Origin of the sequence: Maribacter sp. 1_MG-2023, assembly GCF_030547005.1 — a bacterium.
Taxonomy (GTDB): Bacteria; Bacteroidota; Bacteroidia; order Flavobacteriales; family Flavobacteriaceae; genus Maribacter.
This window is the reverse complement of the sequence record NZ_JAUOPN010000001.1, coordinates 585,034-606,069: the sequence shown is the minus strand read 5'-3', so window position 1 is coordinate 606,069 and position 21,036 is coordinate 585,034. Positions and strand designations below refer to the sequence as shown.

Sequence of the window (21,036 nt, the reverse complement as noted above, 5' to 3'; positions counted from 1 at the left end):
CCTATGAAAGATACTTTTGATCAAGTTTCATATCAATGCAGTAAGATTGTTACCAAACGATACAGTACTTCCTTCGCATTAGCCACAAAAATGTTGCACTCTTCTATACGTGGTCATATTTATAATATTTACGGTTTTGTTCGTTTTGCAGATGAAATCGTAGACACCTTTCATGATTATGACAAAGAAATTCTTTTCGATAAATTCGAAGAAGAACTTGAAGCTACTGTACGAGATAAAATAAGTCTTAATCCTATTTTAAACTCTTTTCAACATACCTATCATACCTACAATATACCTAAGCATTTGGTAGATTCATTTATGAAAAGTATGCGAATGGATTTGGTGAAGAATATTTACCGAACCGATGCAGAATATAAAGAGTACATATATGGTTCTGCAGATGTTGTTGGTTTAATGTGTCTTCAGGTTTTTGTAAAGGGTGATGTTAAAGAGTATAACCGATTAAAAGAATCGGCAATGGCATTAGGCTCCGCTTTTCAAAAAGTAAATTTCTTACGAGATGTAAAAGCTGATTTTGAGGAACTGAATAGATCATATTTTCCAAACACGAACTTGAAGGAATTAGACGAAGCCTCTAAAAAACGTATCGTTGAAGAAATAAAGGCAGATTTCAAAAAAGGATATGAAGGAATTGTAAATTTGCCTACAGATGCAAAATTCGGAGTATATACAGCTTATAAATATTATTATAAACTGTTGAAAAAATTACAAAGTACACCATCTTTAGAAATAAAGAATGCACGAATTAGAGTGCCAAATTATCAGAAATTCGGACTACTTGCGCGTTCTTATGTTAAATTTAAAATGAACTTAGTATAATGAATATAGTTATTGGAATATTGATTTTTCTAGGAACATTCTTGTTCATGGAATTCATGGCGTGGTTTACGCATAAATATGTAATGCATGGTTTTCTTTGGAGTCTACATAGCGACCATCATAAAAAGGACCACGACTCGTGGTTTGAAAGAAATGACCTGTTCTTCATCTTTTACGCAATTGTAAGTATGTCTTTATTCTACTCAGGCACCACTGGTTTTTGGTACGGCTACCCGTTAGGATTTGGAATTTTAGCTTACGGTATAGCTTATTTCTTGGTACATGATATCTTTATACACCAACGCTTTAAACTATTCAGAAATGCAAATAACTGGTATAGTAGAGGTGTTAGAAGAGCACATAAAATGCATCACAAACATATTGGCAAAGGCGATGGCGAATGCTTCGGTATGCTGTTTGTACCTTTTAAGTATTTTAAGAAATAGTAATTAGTAAAACTACAAGTAGTTTATTCTGCTATAAGTTGATTTATAAGTTTATCAACTTTTTCATTATCCCAATCAGCAATAGCATTTTGGTGAATTACTATAGAACCCTTTTTATCAATTAGATAAGACCCTGGTGGCTTTAATAATGAAATCGGACTTGGCTCACCAATTATTTGATAGGTTACAGGGAAAGTATACCCTTGCTCATCCATAAAAAGTTCTACAGGAGCTCGTTCTTCGTTCGTAATTACGTAAAACTTCATCTTGTCACCATAAGTATCATAAAGGTATTGTACGTCTTTTAACTGCGCCTGAGAAGGCATATGCCATGAAGTCCAAAAAGTAATGAATACAACCATACCCTTTGCCTCATCAAAATTAAAAAACTTCCAATTCTGATCTTTTAACTTCCAATCATAATCTGCAATCTTACCTCGATTCTCAGATTTTATAATTGTCGGGGAAGTGGCAAAAACCCTGTTAAGAAAAATCTTGCTATAATCACCCAAAGGGGTAACAAAAAAAGAAATTACAAAAGCAATAATCAATAAGGTAAAAACCGTTTGTTTGGTCATAAAAGTTAAATAGGGGTCAAAACTAAAAAACTCCTGATTAATATCAGGAGTTTTCCTTACAAATTTTGAATTGTTGAATTATGAGGCGTTTTCTCTCTTAATAACGTTTAAAGCTGAACCTTCTCTATACCACCCAATTTGTGCGGCATTATAAGTATGGTTTACTTTGATTACATCTTTACTACCGTCTGCATGAACAACCTCAACGGTTAACTGCTTATCTGGTGCAAACTCTGCTATATCTATAAAATTAAATGTATCATCTTCTTGAATAAGGTCATAATCACTTTCGTTCGCAAAAGTCAAGCCTAACATACCTTGCTTTTTAAGGTTTGTTTCGTGTATACGTGCAAATGACTTTACAATTACTGCAGCAACACCTAAATGACGTGGCTCCATTGCAGCATGCTCACGTGAAGAACCTTCACCGTAATTATGATCACCAACAACGATAGTTCTAATACCTGCTGCTTTGTAAGCTCTTGCGGTATCTGGCACACCACCAAATTCACCGTTTAATTGATTTTTAACTAAGTTGGTCTTATGACCAAATGCATTAACAGCACCAATTAAACAGTTATTAGAAATATTATCTAAATGCCCACGGAAACGTAACCATGGTCCTGCCATAGAAATATGATCCGTTGTACACTTACCAAATGCCTTAATCAACAATTTAGCATCCATTAAACTTTCGTCTTTTATAGGAGTAAATGGCTCTAGCAATTGTAAACGTTCAGAATCTGAAGCCACTTTAACTTCTACACCAGATCCATCTTCATCGGGTGCAAGAAAACCAGCATCTTTAACTGCGAAACCTTTAGGAGGCAATTCCCATCCTGTAGGCTCATCGAACTTTACTTCTTCTCCCTTTTGGTTGATTAGTGTATCCGTCATCGGGTTAAAATCTAATCTACCTGCAATAGCAATTGCTGCTGTAATTTCTGGCGAAGCTACAAATGCGTGCGTATTAGGGTTACCATCTGCACGTTTTGCAAAGTTTCTATTGAAAGAGTGAACAATACTATTCTTTGGTGCATTTTTAGGATCGCTGTAACGCGCCCATTGACCAATACATGGTCCACATGCGTTTGTAAAAATCTTAGCATCCAATTTCTCAAATATTCCAAGAATACCATCACGGGCTGCTGTATACCGTACTTGTTCAGAACCAGGATTAATTCCTAATTCAGATTTCATTTTAATTCCTTTATCAATAGCTTGTTGTGCAATTGAAGAAGCTCTAGATAAATCTTCATAAGAAGAGTTGGTACAAGAACCAATTAATCCCCATTCAACAGCTAAGGGCCATTCGTGAGCAGTAGCCTTTTCAGTCATGTCTTTACCAACTTTCGTCGATAAATCTGGCGTAAAAGGACCATTCAACAATGGTGTTAATTCAGTCAAGTTAATTTCAATAACCTCATCAAAATATTGCTCAGGGTTTGCATAAACTTCATCATCTGCAGTTAAATACTCTTTTACCTTATTTGCAGCATCAGCAATATCAGCTCTATCGGTAGCTCTTAAATAACGCTCCATAGATTCATCGTAGCCAAAAGTAGAAGTTGTTGCCCCTATCTCTGCCCCCATGTTACAAATTGTACCCTTACCTGTACATGATAAAGATTTTGCACCTGAACCAAAGTATTCAACGATTGCTCCTGTTCCACCTTTAACGGTAAGAATTTCAGCAACTTTTAATATTACATCTTTTGGTGCTGTCCATCCAGAAATAGTTCCGGTTAACTTCACACCTATTAGTTTAGGGAATTTAAGTTCCCAAGCCATACCTGCCATAACATCAACAGCATCTGCACCACCAACGCCAATAGCAACCATACCTAGACCACCTGCATTAACAGTATGCGAATCGGTACCGATCATCATTCCACCAGGAAAAGCATAATTCTCCAATACAACTTGATGAATAATACCAGCACCTGGTTTCCAAAAACCAATTCCGTATTTATTAGAAACAGATTCTAAGAAATCAAAAACTTCTGCACTTGTAGTGTTCGCTGATTTTAAATCTGCAGTAGCACCATTTTTAGCCTGAATTAAGTGATCACAGTGTACTGTAGTTGGCACAGCAACCTTAGGCTTGCCTGCTTGCATAAATTGCAATAAAGCCATTTGAGCCGTAGCATCTTGGCAAGCGATACGATCCGGAGCAAAATCAACATAATCTTTACCTCTTGTAAATGGTTTATTAGGAATGCCATCCCATAAGTGAGAATATAAAATCTTTTCTGAAAGGGTAAGAGGCTTACCTACAATCTTTCTTGCCTTGTCTACACGTTCCGACATGGAAGCGTAAACTTTTTTAATCATATCTATGTCAAAAGCCATAAAATTTGTTTATAAAAATTGTTAATCTATCTTATCTGTACAAGATACGAAATGTACGATGATTTTAAAACCACATTTGAAATAAAGAATGACTATAAAAAATTGAGCCAAAGAAGTCTGATTATGAGCACTCAAGCTATTTAAACTGTATGAATATCCCTGAATTCACCTCAATAAGTGCTACATACTATACGTATACCTAATCAAAACAATACCTCAAGTGCAACTTCATATTCTGCCATAATACATGTTCTACCGAATATTGCAAATAAATTCACCTTACATTTTAGTGCTTTTTTTAAAACCAATTGGGTTACTTCATGTATTTTACACAAAATTAAAAACTTCATGAAATCACCTTTTCACTTATCAAAAGAAGAAATGCAATCTTATGGTTATAAAATTGTAGACTTAATTGTTGAGCATTATACAGAAATTGAGAATAAAAACCCTGTTAGTATTGCTTCTAGAAAAGAAATGGACACTATTTTTTTACAAGAAGCACCAGATAAAGGAATGCCTGCAGATAAAGTGTTAGACTTTGTTATGGATAATGTAATACCCAACTCTAATATTTCTGGTCATCCAAAATCATTTTCTTTTGTACCCGGGCCAAGTAATTTTATAAGTGCAATTTCAGATTCTTTAGCAACAGGTTTTAATATTTTTTCGGGAGGATGGATTGTTGCTCCTGCAGCTGCAGAATTAGAAATCGTCACTTTAAACTGGTTGTTGAAAATGTTTGATTTCCCCATAAAAAAAGGTGGCGGAATTTTCACAAGTGGTGGTTCTATGGCAAATTTAACGGCTTTAGTAACTGCAAGAAGAGTAAAATGTGGCGACGATTTTTCTAATGCCATCATTTATTTATCAGACCAAGCACATTCTTCAAACATTAAAGCAATTAGGGTCTTAGGTTTTAAGAAAGAACAGATTAAAATAATACCTACAGATTTAGAATTTAAAATAAGCATCAATAAACTCAAGAATGAAATTGCAAAAGATAAAATAGAAGGTAGAAAACCTTTTTGCATTATAGCATCTGCCGGAACCACAAATACGGGAACTGTAGACCCATTAGACACCTTAGCAGATATTTGTGAAAAAGAAAATCTTTGGTTTCATATTGATGGAGCATATGGCGCAGCTGCTATTTTATCAGATAAGGGCAGTAAAGCCTTACGAGGTATTGAGCGTGCAGATTCTTTAACGGTAGATCCTCATAAATGGTTTTTTCAACCTTATGAAATTGGATGTCTTTTGATAAAAGATGCATCTTGGCTAAGTAATACTTTTAGCGAAAAACCAGAATATTTACGAGATATTGAAGGTAACGAATCAGAAATTAACTTTTATGATTACGGTATTCAATTAACAAGAAGGTTTAGAGCTTTAAAGTTTTACATGTCTATAAAAACGTATGGCTTAGATGCCTTTAAACAAGCTATTACTTATAATATTGACTTAGCCGATAAAACAGAGGACCTGTTAAGAGAAAGCGGTAATTGGGAAATTGTTTCGTTAGCAACTTTAGCAATTATTAATTTCAGATACAATCCGTTAGAATCAAAATTATCTGAAAAACAATTAGATAAATTAAATCAACAAATTTCAGCGAGAGTTGTGGCATCAAAAGAAGCACTTTTAGTAACTACTATTTTACAAAACCAAGTGGTAATTAGAATGTGCTTAATTAACCCAGATACTACATTAGATCATATAAAAGACACTTTAAATCAATGCGAAACATTTGCTAAACAAATTCTTTTAAACTGGCAGAAGTCTGTTTAAAATAAGCTGTTAATCTGAACATACTATTGAAATCTATTTATTAGTATTAATAAATGAATTGTAACAAAAAATGCCTAAGTTAAAACTCAGGCATTTTGAATATAAAAAAATTATTTCTTTTAATTATACAACCAATAATTTACTCGAAGGCTTGAACTTAGTAAGTACAATACCATCAACTGCAGCTTGGTATTCTTCTAAAGTAGGAGTTCTACCTAAAATAGTAGACAATACTACTACTGGAGTAGATGACAATAAAGATTCTCCCTTTTTCTCACCTGTATCTTTTACAACTCTTCCTTGGAATAAACGTGTAGAAGTAGCCATTACCGTATCTCCTGGCTCAGCTTTTTCTTGGTTACCCATACATAAGTTACAACCTGGACGCTCTAAGTATAGCATGTTCTCATACTTCAAACGAGCTGCTCCTTTAGGTGCATCGTCATTAAATTCGAAACCAGCGTATTTTTCTAAAACTGCCCAGTCACCTTCTGCCTTTAACTCATCAACAATATTATATGTAGGAGGCGCAACAACTAAAGGAGCTTTAAACTCAACTTTTCCTTGTTGTTTCTCAATGTTCTTTAACATTTGAGCTAAAATCTGCATGTCTCCTTTATGAATCATACATGATCCAATAAATCCTAAATCCACTTGTTTAGTTCCTCCGTAATAAGATAAAGGTTTAATGTTATCGTGTGTATAACGTTTAGATACATCTTCGTTATTTACATCTGGATCAGCAATCATTGGCTCAACAATCATATCCAAATCGATAACTACTTTCGCAGAATATTTAGCGTCTGCGTCTGGTCTTAATGCTGATTTAATTCCCGTTTTAATTTCTGTGATACGGTTATTTGCCTTATCTACTAATCCTTTAAGATCTTGTTTAGGATTATCCATCCCTTTATCAATCATAATTTGAATACGATCTCTTGAGATTTCTAATGATTCAATCAAAGTATCGTCTTCCGAAATACAAATAGATGCTTTTGCTTTCATTTCAGCAGTCCAGTCTGTAAACGTAAACGCTTGATCTGAAGTTAAGGTACCAATATGAACTTCAATTATTTTCCCTTGAAAAACATTCTCTCCGTCAAATTGGGTTAGCATTTGTTGCTGTGTGGCGTGAACCACATCACGGAAATCCATATAAGCTTTCATTTCACCTTTAAAGGTAACTTTTACCGATTCTGGAATAGGCATTGTAGCCTCACCTGTAGCTAATGCTAAAGCAACTGTTCCTGAATCTGCACCAAAGGCAACACCTTTAGCCATACGTGTATGTGAATCTCCACCTATGATTACATCCCAATCATCAACAGCAAGGTCATTCAATACTTTATGAATAACGTCAGTCATTGCATGGTACTTCCCTTTAGGGTCACGTGCCGTAACTAACCCGAAGTCATTCATAAACCTCATTAATCTTGGAATATTAGCCTTTGACTTATCATCCCAAACGGAAGCTGTATGACACCCTGATTGGTAACCACAATCAACAATAGGAGAAATAACCGTTGCAGCCATCATCTCTAATTCTTGAGAGGTCATTAAACCTGTAGTATCTTGAGAACCTACAATGTTTACTTCAACTCTTACGTTTGAACCTGCATGTAATGTTTTACCCGGAGTAGAACCTACTGCATTTCTGTTAAATATTTTTTCGACAGCAGTTAAACCTTGTCCGTCAATAGAAACTTCTTTTGCTTCTGCATACACTTGAGGAACATCTATTCCTAAAACTTTACAAGCAAAAGTTTGTAATTTTTTACCGAAAACAACGGCATAAGATCCTCCTGCTTTTATAAATTCTTTTTTTGGTGGAGTTAAAGCCGTTGAGATATCTTTTACTGCTTTACCGTCTTTAAATAATTCTTTTGTTTTAGTGTTTATTGTAAACACTGTTCCTGTAGCTACAGAATATTCTTCTTTTAAGATGGCATCTCCTTCTTCATCTACAATAGTATTTCCGTCTGCATCTTGTTGCTTTACCCAGTTTTTCAAATCAATTCCAATACCACCCGTTACACCAACAGTCGTTAAGAAAATTGGAGCGATACCGTTAGTACCTGCAATTACTGGAGCATAATTAATAAATGGTACATATTTACTAAAAGGAATCCCTGTCCATAGCGCAACGTTATTTACACCTGACATTCTTGAAGACCCTACTCCCATAGTTCCTTTATCGGCAATTAACATCACTCTTTTATTAGGATGTTTCTTTTTTAATGCCAATAATTCGTTTTGCTGATCCTTATTATGCTCAAACATACATTGACCATGTAATTCACGATCTGATCTTGAATGTGCATCTGCGCCTGGAGATAATAAATCTGTAGAGATATCACCGATACCTGCAACAAAAGTTACGATTTCTATTTCTTCATCAATCTCTGGTAATTTTGTAAAGAATTCTGCTTGAGCATAACTCTCTATCAATTCTTTAGCGATTACATTTCCTTCTTTATATGCTTTTTCTAATTGCTCTGTATCTGCTTCGTACAAGAAAACTTGCGTTTTCAATACTTTTAAAGCCTCAGTAGCTATAGCTGTATCATTTCCCAACGCCAAATCTAACAACACTTCTACCGAAGGTCCGCCCTTCATATGAGATAATTGTTCGAATGCGAAAGTCGGAGTAATTCCTTTAACTAACTCTTCTCCTAAAATAATTTCTTTTAAAAACTTAGCTTTAACACCGGCAGCACTAGTGGTACCAGGTAATACGTTATAGATAAAAAAGTCAAGAGAATCTTCTCCATACTCATCATCTACATCTTTAATTTGCTCAATAATTTTGCTAAGTAATTCAGCACCATCAATTGGCTTTGGGTGAAGACCTTGACTTTTACGTTCTTCAATCTCCTTAAGGTAATCTTTATAAATGCTCATTAAAAAGTAATTTGTTTGTTAATTTGGATGTAGACAAGTAGTTCAATTTCTTATTTCTTTCTGAAGATTTGTCGATGAAATGAGAATCATTATAACCACAAATTAACAGATTGAATTGATTTTAAGAATATATTCTATTGAATAAGAACATTATATATTCTTCTAAACTTACCAATGTCAAATGTCATCTGTTAATTAATATTAAGTTAACGCAATTCGGTAAAATTACGTAATATAGAACGCATTTAAAATTAAATAAGTATGATTAGCTTCTTTTTCTCAAATGAGGCAAAAAGAGCATAGATATCAAACAATAATGATAGCCATTTCGTTTAATTCTTCAGAAAAATGTAGAAAAGTGGTTGATTTTTAGAGTAACCTATCAATAATATCCTCTTCACTGATACCTTCTGCCTCTGCTTTGTAGTTTTTAATGATACGATGACGTAGTATACCTTTAACAACGGCATGTACATCTTCTATGTCTGGAGAGAACTTACCATGAATAGCAGCATTTGCCTTTGCCCCTAAAATTAGATTTTGAGATGCTCTTGGTCCTGCTCCCCAATCTAAATATTGCTTTACGAAATCTGAAGCCGAGTCTAAGTTAGGTCTTGTACTATTTACCAATTTTACCGCATACTCTACAACATTATCTGCAACTGGTATTCTACGTACCAAGTCTTGAATAGCAATAATATCTTGAGAATTGAATAACGGATTAACCACTTGCTTTCTATCTGCAGTAGTATTTTTAACCACTTGAATTTCTTCGGCTATAGATGGGTATTTCAACTCTATAGCAAACATAAAACGGTCTAATTGTGCTTCAGGCAAAGGGTAGGTTCCCTCCTGCTCAATTGGGTTTTGTGTCGCCAATACAAAATATGGTAAATCTAATTTATGCTGATGACCGGCAATGGTTACCGCACGCTCTTGCATAGCTTCTAAAAGTGCTGCTTGAGTTTTTGGCGGAGTTCTATTAATCTCATCTGCCAAAACAATATTAGAAAATATCGGACCTTTTATAAACTTAAAGTTTCTGTTCTGATCTAAAACTTCGCTACCAAGAATATCACTTGGCATTAAATCTGGTGTAAATTGTATTCTTTTAAAGTCAAGACCTATTGCCTGAGCAATGGTATTTACCATTAAAGTTTTCGCCAAGCCCGGCACACCAATCAGCAATGAGTGACCACCTGTATAAATGGAAAGTAGTATCTGTTCAATAACCTCATCTTGACCTACAATGATCTTGGCTATTTCCTTTTTAAGCTCAGCATGTTTTACTACTAGGCGTTCTATTGCTGCAACGTCTGACATATATTTATTCTTTTACCCACTTATTAGCGAACTCACAATCTTTGTTCTCATCGTTTACACTAACATAGGTATCTTCAATATGCTTATCCATCCATTTCTTAATGGCGTTGTATTTCTTTTCGGTAAGCGCCAATTCTTGAATCTTCGTGTAATCCTTTGAAAAATCAGCAACATGCTCATCATACCTATTGGTAATTTTTAAAATTTTATATTTTGGTGCACCACCTCTTGGGTCCTCTTCTAATACAGGATAAGTAATTTCATTATCCTTTAAATTCTGAACTTGGTTGTACAAAGTAGGATCCATTTTTGTCAACTCAAACTTAGAATCAAAATTTATTGGGTTACGTAGCAATCCGCCATCAAACTTAGTTTCCTTCTCATCAGAGAAATTTAAAGCAGCCTCTGCAAAAGTAAATTCACCATCAATAATTTTCTTACGAATACTATCTAACTCGGCTTTAGCTTCATCCATTACATTTTGCGATATTTCTGGTATAACCAAAATGTGTCTTAAATCTAACTCTTGACCTCTAATCTTTTCGATAAAAATAATATGGTAACCAAAAGCGGTTTCAAAAGGTTCGGAAACTTCACCTTCTCTTAAACTAAATGCTACATCTTTAAATTTCTTATCAAAACCAGTCTCTTTAGTAATACTGTAGAAACCACCTTTTGATTTTGAACCAGGATCTTGAGAATATAAAATTGCTTTTACACTAAAACTAGCATCGTTGTCATCAACATCTGCCTTAATTTGATTAAGCTTATCAATTACCTTCTGCTTTTCTTCATCAGATGGTTTTGGCTCTTTAGTAATCTGAGCAATTTCTAACTCAGCACCAAATACCGGGCGCTCATCTTCAGGAATCCTATTAAAAAACTGACGAACCTCTTCAGGTGTAATTTCAATTTCTTTGATAATATCTTGTTGCATACGCTCAGATAGCATACGTAACTTATTGATCTTATAAAGTTCTTCTCTAAAACTAGTTTCGTCGGTTTTCTTATAGTACTTCAAAACCTTGTCCATAGAACCAATTTGTTGGACCAAAGATTGTAATTGACGATCACCAGTGGCATTTACCTCATCATCTGAAACCAAGATACTATCTTGAACCGCCTGGTTAGCATACAAACGATCTTCCATCAACTTACCTAAAAGTCCGCAATGGGTAATATCTTCTGTCGATGCACCTTGACTTTTAAGATCAATAAGTGTTTTTTCAATATCAGAATCTAAGATTACGTAATCACCAACAACTGCGGCAATACCATCTAGTTTAATTCTATTAAAATTGATTGAAGAGTCTTTCTTTACCGGCTCAGCTTCTGCAATAGCTTCCATTGGTTCAGCCACATCTACCGAAACACTTGGTATAGAATCTTGTGCTGTTGCAATACCTGAGAACAGTAAAACTGCGCCTATGTAAATACTATTTTTTGTTTTCGAAAACTTCAAATTCATTATCCTTGATTGCTTCATCTAATAATTCAGTTTCTAATTTGCGTAGGTAGTCCATCTTTCTACGACTTAATAATACTTGTTCAATTGTAGGCTTAATAAAGGACAAAGGTGCAATGTCGTTAACATCTTTAGTTTCCTCTATTTTTCCCAAATATACCCCGATTGAATCCTCCAATTCAAAAAATTGTGAATTTTTTAAGTACTTATTGGCATTGTCTGCCGTTATCGGCGGTATTTCTTCGAATATTCTATTATAACGCACCCAAATAGAATCATTAAAATTCAATTTAGTAAACTGAACACCAATAGAATCTAAATATCGAATGTCATCTTTTTTAAAACTTTTTAATCGTCTACCTACCTCATCTTGATCTAAAAATCCCTTCGGCAAAGCGACAAAACGTATTCTTGCAATTTTTTCTTTCAGTTTAAAATTCTCTTTGGCATTATTATAGAACGTATTTAATTGTTCATCTGTAATAACTGAATCAGTTGCCTGTGCTACCAATGCCTCTTTATAAACTCCGGTATACAATTCTGTTCGGTAGTCATCTACAAGTGCATTATATTCAGCTAATTTTTCTTCAGATAAGTTAATCTTAGCCTTAGACAACAACAATTGCTTAGATGCCCAATTATTTATATAATTGATAGCAAAAGAAGCACTATCGCCTTTAGTCATATTTTCAGTTAATAGCGGAGCTAAATCATCTTGATACAAAAAAGACTCACCCACTCTAGCAATGACCTTTTTCTCATCATCTTTCTTAAAGAGACCGTCGCATGAAACAAAGACAATAGAAAAAAGCCCTATCGTTACAATAGGATAAAATTTGCGGAGTAAAAACATTGATTTCTTAAAAAACATCGAGCAAAAATAGTAATAACCAAATCGTGTGCAAATACTTAACGATTTACTTAACACGTTTTTAGGGCTTACAAGATATAACAAATAGCCAATAATCAATTAAAAATAGCGATTCACAAAATAGTAATGTCATTAGAAACTGGTTATAAGCTGCCATTTTTTAGGTAAATTTGCCTACTTATTTTTATAATCTAATACTACATATTCTTGAACCGACAGATAAAATTAATATGGGATTTTAGAGGTCCTGCAGCATTAAAAACGGCAGAACATCATGTTAAGCACCTAAATGAATTCATTGCTTCTGAGAAAACTGCTTTGAATATTACAGGTTTTAAAGAACTAAATGATATGTACAGCATTGCATTCATGGTTGTTGAAGAAAAAGAGATGATTACAGTCAGAGATTTATTGAAACCTCATCGTGGCGAAGTCTACACTCCATAAAACAAAAATAGTAACATGAAGCATTCTCTTCTTTACATATGTTGTGTTCTATTATTTTCTTGCACTCAAGAAAAACAGAATTTAAATTTTCTTGAGGTTGCACTATCTTCTGATGACCCAAAAATAAAAAGGGTAATGGATAGCGTTGAAAACTATCAAGTACAAATTAGATACACACAAATTGATAGAAGAAATGATAGCGTCATTTTTACCGACTATGATTTTCAGGTAAACGGCAGCATGTATTTTTATCCTGCAAGTACGGTTAAATTCCCAACTGCCGTTTTAGCTTTAGACAAGCTCAATCAAATAGACAGCTTAACTATAAACACCAAATATTACATAGAAGGTGATACTATTGAAAGTACTGTAGCAAATGACATCTCTGAAATTTTTGCGGTTAGCGATAATTTAGCAAATAATAGATTGGTGGAGTTTTTAGGATTCGAAGCCATCAACGAGAGTTTAAATAATAAAGGAATAGCACCTGTTAGACTTAGTCATCGATTAGGATATCATTCAGATGACTTAAGAACCAAACCCTTAATCATTTATTTAAACGATTCAACAACGGGCATCACTAAATCTTTACTCAACAAAACACCTAAGAAGCTAGAACTACTAGACACTAAAAAGGGCATAGGTTATTATGAAGATGAAGAATTAATTGAAGACCCCTTTGATTTTAGCCTAAAAAACTATTATCCTATTCAATCGCAACACAACTTATTAAAACGAGTACTATTTCCAGAGAACTTTAAGGCATCAGAACGTTTTGATATTAGTACCGAACAAAGAGCACATTTGTTAAAAGCGATGCATACCGTACCGCAAAAAGTCGGTTATGACCCAACAACATATTACGATGGCTATTGTAAGTTTTTCATATATGGCGACACTAGGAAAGACATACCCGAGCATATTGAAATTTATAATAAAGTAGGATTTGCCTACGGTACGCTAACCGATTGCGCATATATAAAAGATACAGAAAAGAATATCGACTTTCTTTTAACTGCAACAATATTAGTAAACAAAGATGGTATCTTTAATGACGACGCTTATGAGTATGACGAAATAGGAATTCCTTTTTTAGCGCAATTAGGACGAGAGATATACCTACAAGAAGTGAATCGAAAATAACATTAGAAACAGCAAGCTGACTATGCAAGACAATGCCAATAAAACTAGAATAAACAAATACCTCAGTGAAGCAGGTTATTGCTCACGTAGGGCTGCAGATAAACTTATTGACCAAGGTAGAGTAACTATTAATGGAGAAGTTCCAGAAATGGGTACTAAAATTTCAGCTGGCGATGTGGTTAAAGTTGATGGCGAATTAATAAAAGAATCAAAAGGAAAATCTACCTATTTGGCATTCAACAAACCAGTAGGCATTGTTTGTACTACAGACACCGGAGTTGAAAAAGATAACATTATAGATTACATTAATTACCCGAAGCGTATTTTCCCTATTGGCAGATTAGATAAGCCTAGCGAAGGACTCATTTTCTTAACCGATGATGGAGATATTGTAAACAAGATACTTCGCGCTCGCAACAACCACGAAAAAGAATATCTGGTAACTGTGGATAAACCTATTACCATAGATTTTTTAAATAGGATGCGAAGAGGAATACCTGTGCTAGACCAAGTAACCAGAGAATGTGAAGTTTTTGAGGTGAGTACGTATCAATTCCGTATCATTCTTACGCAAGGTCTTAACCGACAAATTCGTAGAATGTGCGAATATTTAGATTATAGGGTTAAGAAATTGAAACGTATTAGAATAATGAACGTTAAGCTAGATGTACCCGTTGGTAAATGGAGAGATTTAACCGAAGAAGAATTAAAAGAAATAAATAGATTAGTGAGTACGTCATCAAAAACATTTGATAGTAATAAATAATCCATCTAAATTCCTTCATTCACAGCTGTAACGATTTAACACAAATTATCGCTGTAATTCTTTATAAATCACTATCTTAAAAAGAAAAGCTAACATCATGATACAAAAGAACATTTTTTCAACAAAATATTATGCTGTCAAGTATGTATTCGTATTTCTACTTTTTATAGGAATCGGAGTCAACACTATGTTTGCACAAACTACTAATTACACCGAATATGCTGGTGAAGTATTAGACGCTGACAGTAAGAGACCATTAATTTTCGCAACACTCACCGTAGACAATACCAATGTAACCACCATCACCAACTCTGAAGGTCAATTTTCTTTGAAAGTCCCCAATGAGTATACAGACAACAAACTAACAATTGCTTTTCTAGGTTATAAAACAAAACAGATTGTTATTACCGAATTGGACCTTGAGAAGAATAGAATCTTTATGAAGGAATTTGTCATGGCATTACCAGAAGCTCGTATCGATGCTCCCAATGATGCAGAAGCCCTCGTGAAAGAAACTCTAAACAGAAAAGGTGATAACTACCTAAATGAAAGTACCGTAATGACGGCATTTTACAGGGAAACCATTAAAAAAAGAAGAACTAATGTAAGCTTGTCTGAAGCGGTAGTAAATATTTACAAAACTCCCTATTCCTCTAAAAAGACAGATGCACTAGAACTTTACAAGGCACGTAAAAGCACAGACTACACTAAATTGGACACTGTAGCTTTAAAACTTCAAGGAGGTCCGTTTAACACTTTATTTGTGGATATGGTGAAATACCCTAATTACATTTTCACTGCGGAGACTTTGGCTTATTACGACTTTTCGTTTGATACTTCTACACGGGTAAATGACCAATTGATTTATGTTATCGATTTTAAGCAAAAGCCTGAAATAATCGACCCTCTATATAATGGTAAATTATATATTGATGCTGAAAACAAGATTTTAACCAGTGCTATTTACTCTCTTAACATTACAGATAAAAGATTGGCGTCTCAAATGTTTGTGAGAAGAAAGCCTAAGAATGCAGAAGTGTGGCCAACAGAAGTATCGTATCGCGTAGATTATAGAGAAAAAGATGGCAAATGGTATTATGGGTACAGCAATGTGCTATTAGAATTCAAAATCAATTGGGATAAGCGTTTGTTCAATTCAGTTTACAGCATGAACTGTGAAATGGCAATTACCGATTGGGAAAAGAATACAGACAATACCTTTCCAAAATATAAAGATAGAATGAAGTCTTCTATTATATTAAGTGATGAAGCTATCGGTTTTGCAGATCCAGATTTCTGGGGAGAGTATAATATTATAGAACCAGAAAAATCTATAGAATCTGCTATCAAAAAAATACAAAGACAATTACGAAAAGATAAATCTGTTATTGGCGGCACAGCTGCACGTTAGAAAATTTTCAAAGCTTTAAGTAGTGTTTAGAAAAAATCCCTTTGCTATTCTAGTATTAGAATTACAAAGGGATTTTTATATTATAACAACTACTACTTAGTTCGCCACCTCACTTATGAATTTTAAGCGGTATAATCTCAATTCTTCTTCTTCATATTCACCATCAAATTCAGACATCGCTTCTTCTAAATCATCAGTATCAGATTCTAAAAAGTAATCATGAATTTCTTCTTGCTGATCTTCATCTAAGATATCATCAATCCAATAATTAAGATTCAATTTAGTACCACTGTATACAATCTGCTCCATCTCTTTGATTAAATCCGGAATTTCTAATCCTTTAGAGGATGCAATATCAGACAATGGCAATTTTCTATCTACATTTTGTATCACATACAATTTCAAGGCAGAATTAGCTCCTGTACTTTTGACCACAAGGTCATCTGGTCTAATTATTTCATTTTCCTCTACATATGCATTAATATAGGCTAGAAAAGGTTTACCGTATTTCTTTGCCTTACCCTCACCTACACCATGTACATTTAATAATTCTTCATGCGATATAGGGTATTTCAATGCCATATCTTCTAAAGAAGGATCTTGAAAGACTACGAACGGAGGTACGCCTAATTTCTTAGCCTGCGCTTTTCGTAAATCTTTTAATTGCTTTAATAATTTCTCATCGGCAATACCACCAGACTTAGCGGCACCTACAATGGCATTATCATTTTCTGCATTATACACATGATCTTTCGTCATCATAAAAGATGATGGCTTACTTAAAAATTCCTTACCATTATCAGTTACGTGTAATACACCGTATTGCTCTATCTCTTTTCTAAGAAATCCTGCAACCAATGTCTGGCGAATCAACGCCATCCAATAACTTTTATCTTTATCAGAACCAATTCCGAAAAATTCTTTTTCGTTGGTTTTATGCGAAGATATGATAGCATTTGTTTTTCCACGCAAAGCATTTACAATCTCTTTAGATTTAAATTTCTCACTAGTACCCGTTACTACTTTAAGCAGCTTTTCAACATTATCTTGAGCTTCTTCTTTCTCTTTAGGGTTTCTGGTATTATCATCCATTTCGGCACCTTCGCCGTTAATGTCATCAAATTCTTCACCAAAATAGTGAAGCATAAACTTTCGTCTAGACATAGAAGTTTCTGCATATGCTACAACTTCTTGTAACAGCGCATTCCCTATTTCTTGTTCAGCAACCGGTTTGCCCGACATAAATTTTTCTAACTTCTCAATATCTTTATAAGAGTAATATGCCAAACAATGTCCTTCGCCACCATCACGACCAGCTCTACCTGTTTCTTGATAGTAACTTTCAATACTTTTAGGAATATCGTGGTGAATTACAAAACGTACATCTGGTTTATCGATACCCATACCAAAGGCAATGGTAGCAACTACAACATCTACGTCTTCCATCAAGAACATATCTTGATATTTTGATCTTGTTTTCGCATCAAATCCTGCATGATATGGCACGGCACTTACGCCGTTTACCTGTAAAACTTGCGCTAATTCCTCTACCTTTTTACGGCTTAGGCAATATATAATCCCTGATTTACCCGAATTTTGTTTTACAAAGCGAATAATATCAGCTTCAATATTTTCTGTCTTGGTACGTACTTCGTAAAATAGGTTTGGTCTGTTGAACGAAGCTTTAAATAACTTCGCACCACCAATACCAAGATTCTTAATAATATCTTCTTGTACCTTAGGCGTAGCAGTAGCTGTAAGACCAATAATCGGAATATTATCTCCTAATCGCTCTACTATCGATTTAAGGTTTCTGTATTCAGGTCTAAAATCATGACCCCATTCAGAAATACAATGCGCTTCATCTACCGCTACAAAAGAAACCGTAACTGAGCGTAAGAATTCTACATTCTCTTCTTTTGTCAGCGATTCTGGTGCAACGTATAACAATTTGGTTATACCATCGGTTATATCTTGTTTTACCTGTTTTATCTCCCCTTTATTCAAAGAGGAATTTAGTACATGTGCAACTCCTATTTCAGCAGACACACCACGAATGGCATCTACCTGGTTCTTCATTAGAGCAATCAATGGCGAAACTATAATTGCCGTACCCTCTTGCATAAGGGCAGGTAATTGATAGCACATTGATTTACCACCACCTGTAGGCATAATAACAAAAGTATTATTCTGCCGAAGAACATTCTTGATTACTTCCTCTTGAAGTCCTTTAAACTTAGAAAAACCAAAATATTTTTTTAATGAGGAATGTAAATCGATATTGTCAAATTCTTTACTGTCAGTCACATTTTACATTTAAGGGGACACTACTTACTTTAAAAATTTATAAGCGAGCAAAATTACAATTTGCCTAGCTAGGCGTTTCTAAATTATTATGCGATAATCGGCATTTAAAATTAAGTTTGTTTAATTTTGTCATCTTAAAGATAATACATTCTTTTAGGAATACAATCCATAATTTGAATAATAGATTGATATCAACGGACACCATTATTGGCTTAGCGAAAAAAACCATTGAAACTGAGCGTGATGCTATAGCACAACTTTCCTCTCTTTTAACTGATGATTTTGCTAGTATCGTAAACTGCATTATTGAAGCAAAAGGGCGCGTTATCATTTCAGGTATTGGAAAGAGTGCTATCATTGCCACAAAAATTGTAGCTACTATGAATTCTACGGGTACTCCCGCAATTTTCATGCATGCTGGCGATGCTATACACGGAGACCTAGGAACAGTACAAGATAATGATGTAGTTATCTGCATTTCTAACAGTGGTAATACACCCGAAATTAAGATGTTGGTTCCACTAATAAAGAGAGGTACGAACAAGTTAATTGCCATGACCGGTAACACCGATTCTTTTTTGGCAAAACAAGCAGATTTTATTTTAAATACACACGTTGATAAGGAAGCTTGCCCGAACGGATTGGCACCTACAACAAGTACAACGGCACAATTAGTTATGGGTGATGCCCTTGCAATTGTGCTTTTAGAAATCAAAGGATTTAGCAGTTCAGATTTTGCAAAATACCACCCAGGTGGATCTTTAGGCAAGAGATTATATTTAAGAGTTGCAGACTTGGTCAGCAAAAATCAAGTACCTCAAGTTCAAAAAGATGAAGAGGTAAAAAAAGTAATTGTAGAAATCTCTAAAAAAATGTTAGGGGTAACTGCTGTACTTGATGGCGAAAAAGTTGTTGGTATCGTAACGGATGGCGATATTAGACGCATGCTAAACAAGCATGATAATATTAAAGGCTTAACTGCCGAAGACATTATGACCAAAAACCCTAAAACCATACCTTCAAACACTTTGGCTATTAAAGCTTTAGAGCACATGCAGAAAAAGGGAATATCACAATTGTTGGCCATGGATGAGGATAACTATGTTGGGGTTATCCATTTACATAATTTAATAAACGAAGGTATTTTATAATGAGTTCCAAAACTACCACGCCACCAAACGAGATGTCATTTCTTGATCATTTAGAAGAATTAAGATGGCACTTAATTAGATCCGTTTTAGCTGTTGTCATCATTGGAAGTGTTGCATTTTTGATGAAAGGTTTCATTTTCGACACCATTATTTTCGGACCTAAGAATATGGATTTTCCGACGTATCGCTTTTTTTGTGATATCGCTACGTGGTTAAATAAAGTTCAATCTTTTACAGTAATAGATTCCTCTTTTTGTGGTGATGAATTTCCATTCTCTATACAGAGTCGTGAAATGGGCGGACAGTTTTCAGCTCACATCTGGACCTCTATTTGGGCAGGTGTTATTCTTGGCTTTCCATACATTTTATATGAAATGTGGAAGTTTATTAGTCCTGGTCTTCATGCGAACGAACGCAAGAATTCACGAGGATTTATTCTAATTGCCTCCATCTTATTCTTTATCGGTGTATTATTCGGTTACTATATCGTAGCACCACTTTCTATTAACTTCTTAGGATCTTACGTTGTAAGTGACTCCGTTTTAAACGAGTTCGATTTAGATTCGTACATAGGTACATTAAAAATATCTGTGCTTGCTTGTGGTATTTTATTTGAACTACCAATTATCATTTTCTTTTTGACCAAAGTAGGTTTGGTTACGCCAGAATTAATGAAAAAGTATCGAAAAATTGCATTGGTGGTTGTTTTGATACTCTCTGCGGTAATTACCCCACCAGACGTTACAAGTCAAATTATAGTTGCTATACCAGTAATATTTTTATACCAAATAAGTATTTATATTTCTGGAATGGTATTGAGAAAAGAAAGAAAAAAAGCTGAAAAAGAAAAAAAGAAAAATAGAAATGTCAAACCAAATTGAAGAATTTAATGCCTACCGTTCTAAGATGAACGATAAGTTATTGGCTGATAATAATAAAGTTGTAAAACGCATATTTAACTTAGACACCAATGCCTTTGCTGCAGGTACTTTAGACGTAAAAACTAAAGAGTTATTAGGTCTTGTAGCATCTACTGTACTTCGTTGCGACGATTGTGTAAAATATCATTTAGAGAGTTCTTATAACGAAGGGGTTTCTAAAGAAGAGATTATGGAAACGTTAAGTATTGCAACTTTGGTTGGCGGTACTATTGTTATACCACATTTAAGAAGAGCTTACGAGTATTGGGAAGAATTAGAAAACCAACAAGGTTAAATAATCCCTAATTACTTTTCTAACAG

Annotated in this window: 18 protein-coding genes; 10 read left to right on the top strand and 8 right to left on the bottom strand. The window is 34.4% G+C overall.

What is annotated here, in order from left to right:
- The first annotated feature begins 3 nt into the window (after positions 1 to 3).
- Positions 4 to 843 (top strand): phytoene/squalene synthase family protein, encoded by an 840-nt coding sequence (locus Q4500_RS02675; protein WP_303598200.1) that lies wholly within the window; start codon positions 4 to 6, stop codon positions 841 to 843.
- Entirely contained in the window at positions 843 to 1,289 is a 447-nt protein-coding gene (locus tag Q4500_RS02670; RefSeq protein ID WP_303598199.1) for a sterol desaturase family protein, read from the top strand. Before Q4500_RS02675 ends, Q4500_RS02670 begins: the two co-directional genes overlap by 1 nt.
- Positions 1,290 to 1,312: 23 nt before the next feature.
- Here the strand turns inward: Q4500_RS02670 and Q4500_RS02665 are convergent, their stop codons facing one another.
- The 3 genes from Q4500_RS02665 to Q4500_RS02655 all read right to left on the bottom strand — a co-directional run bounded on the left by Q4500_RS02665 (position 1,313) and on the right by Q4500_RS02655 (position 4,569).
- A complete protein-coding gene (locus Q4500_RS02665) occupies positions 1,313 to 1,867 on the bottom strand; it encodes a TlpA disulfide reductase family protein (RefSeq protein WP_303598198.1) in 555 nt (184 codons plus the stop codon).
- Positions 1,868 to 1,945: 78 nt separating this feature from the next.
- Positions 1,946 to 4,219, bottom strand: a complete 2,274-nt coding sequence (locus tag Q4500_RS02660; RefSeq protein ID WP_303598197.1) for an aconitate hydratase — start codon at positions 4,217 to 4,219, stop codon at positions 1,946 to 1,948.
- A 203-nt stretch (positions 4,220 to 4,422) separates the two neighbouring features.
- Positions 4,423 to 4,569, bottom strand: a complete 147-nt coding sequence (locus tag Q4500_RS02655; protein ID WP_303598196.1) for a hypothetical protein — start codon at positions 4,567 to 4,569, stop codon at positions 4,423 to 4,425.
- Here Q4500_RS02655 and Q4500_RS02650 point away from each other — a divergent pair.
- Positions 4,568 to 6,010 (top strand): aminotransferase class V-fold PLP-dependent enzyme, encoded by a 1,443-nt coding sequence (locus tag Q4500_RS02650; RefSeq protein WP_303598195.1) that lies wholly within the window; start codon positions 4,568 to 4,570, stop codon positions 6,008 to 6,010. The two genes, Q4500_RS02655 and Q4500_RS02650, sit on opposite strands and share 2 nt — an antisense overlap.
- A 123-nt stretch (positions 6,011 to 6,133) precedes the next feature.
- On the opposite strand, the gene Q4500_RS02645 is transcribed toward Q4500_RS02650, so the two are convergent.
- The 4 genes from Q4500_RS02645 to Q4500_RS02630 all read right to left on the bottom strand — a co-directional run bounded on the left by Q4500_RS02645 (position 6,134) and on the right by Q4500_RS02630 (position 12,570).
- On the bottom strand, positions 6,134 to 8,911 hold the full coding sequence (locus Q4500_RS02645; RefSeq protein WP_303598194.1) for a bifunctional aconitate hydratase 2/2-methylisocitrate dehydratase: 2,778 nt from the start codon (positions 8,909 to 8,911) through the stop codon (positions 6,134 to 6,136).
- A 369-nt stretch (positions 8,912 to 9,280) separates the two neighbouring features.
- Entirely contained in the window at positions 9,281 to 10,234 is a 954-nt protein-coding gene (locus Q4500_RS02640; protein ID WP_303598193.1) for a MoxR family ATPase, read from the bottom strand.
- 4 nt (positions 10,235 to 10,238) lie between these two features.
- Positions 10,239 to 11,702 carry a peptidylprolyl isomerase gene (locus tag Q4500_RS02635; RefSeq protein ID WP_303598192.1) on the bottom strand — a complete coding sequence of 488 codons (1,464 nt, stop codon included), beginning with the start codon at positions 11,700 to 11,702 and terminating at the stop codon, positions 10,239 to 10,241.
- The gene (locus Q4500_RS02630; protein WP_303598191.1) at positions 11,671 to 12,570 is read right to left on the bottom strand and encodes a peptidyl-prolyl cis-trans isomerase; all 900 of its coding nucleotides are present in this window, start codon (positions 12,568 to 12,570) and stop codon (positions 11,671 to 11,673) included. The genes Q4500_RS02635 and Q4500_RS02630 overlap by 32 nt, the downstream gene beginning before the upstream one ends.
- A 207-nt stretch (positions 12,571 to 12,777) precedes the next feature.
- On the opposite strand from Q4500_RS02630, the gene Q4500_RS02625 reads away from it, so the two are divergent.
- The 4 genes from Q4500_RS02625 (at position 12,778) to Q4500_RS02610 (ending at position 16,337) form a co-directional block, all read left to right on the top strand.
- Positions 12,778 to 13,017 carry a hypothetical protein gene (locus Q4500_RS02625; RefSeq protein WP_282049708.1) on the top strand — a complete coding sequence of 80 codons (240 nt, stop codon included), beginning with the start codon at positions 12,778 to 12,780 and terminating at the stop codon, positions 13,015 to 13,017.
- A 15-nt stretch (positions 13,018 to 13,032) separates the two neighbouring features.
- Positions 13,033 to 14,160 (top strand): serine hydrolase, encoded by a 1,128-nt coding sequence (locus Q4500_RS02620; protein WP_303598190.1) that lies wholly within the window; start codon positions 13,033 to 13,035, stop codon positions 14,158 to 14,160.
- Positions 14,161 to 14,182: 22 nt separating this feature from the next.
- On the top strand, positions 14,183 to 14,926 hold the full coding sequence (rluF, locus tag Q4500_RS02615) for a 23S rRNA pseudouridine(2604) synthase RluF (protein WP_303598189.1): 744 nt from the start codon (positions 14,183 to 14,185) through the stop codon (positions 14,924 to 14,926).
- A 97-nt stretch (positions 14,927 to 15,023) separates the two neighbouring features.
- Complete coding sequence (locus Q4500_RS02610) at positions 15,024 to 16,337, top strand: carboxypeptidase-like regulatory domain-containing protein (protein WP_303598188.1); 1,314 nt, start codon at positions 15,024 to 15,026, stop codon at positions 16,335 to 16,337.
- A 96-nt stretch (positions 16,338 to 16,433) separates the two neighbouring features.
- Here Q4500_RS02610 and recQ read toward each other — a convergent pair whose 3' ends face one another.
- Positions 16,434 to 18,644, bottom strand: coding sequence for a DNA helicase RecQ (gene recQ / locus Q4500_RS02605; RefSeq protein WP_303598187.1), 2,211 nt, complete (start codon positions 18,642 to 18,644; stop codon positions 16,434 to 16,436).
- Between the two features lie 173 nt (positions 18,645 to 18,817).
- Between recQ and Q4500_RS02600 the strand changes: the two genes are divergently transcribed.
- The 3 genes from Q4500_RS02600 to Q4500_RS02590 are packed head-to-tail and all read left to right on the top strand — an operon-like array spanning position 18,818 to position 21,010.
- Positions 18,818 to 19,795, top strand: coding sequence for an SIS domain-containing protein (locus Q4500_RS02600; RefSeq protein WP_303598186.1), 978 nt, complete (start codon positions 18,818 to 18,820; stop codon positions 19,793 to 19,795).
- Positions 19,795 to 20,676 (top strand): twin-arginine translocase subunit TatC, encoded by an 882-nt coding sequence (gene tatC, locus Q4500_RS02595; RefSeq protein WP_073243475.1) that lies wholly within the window; start codon positions 19,795 to 19,797, stop codon positions 20,674 to 20,676. Before Q4500_RS02600 ends, tatC begins: the two co-directional genes overlap by 1 nt.
- Positions 20,660 to 21,010 (top strand): carboxymuconolactone decarboxylase family protein, encoded by a 351-nt coding sequence (locus tag Q4500_RS02590; protein ID WP_299320044.1) that lies wholly within the window; start codon positions 20,660 to 20,662, stop codon positions 21,008 to 21,010. Before tatC ends, Q4500_RS02590 begins: the two co-directional genes overlap by 17 nt.
- The last annotated feature ends 26 nt before the right edge of the window (positions 21,011 to 21,036 follow it).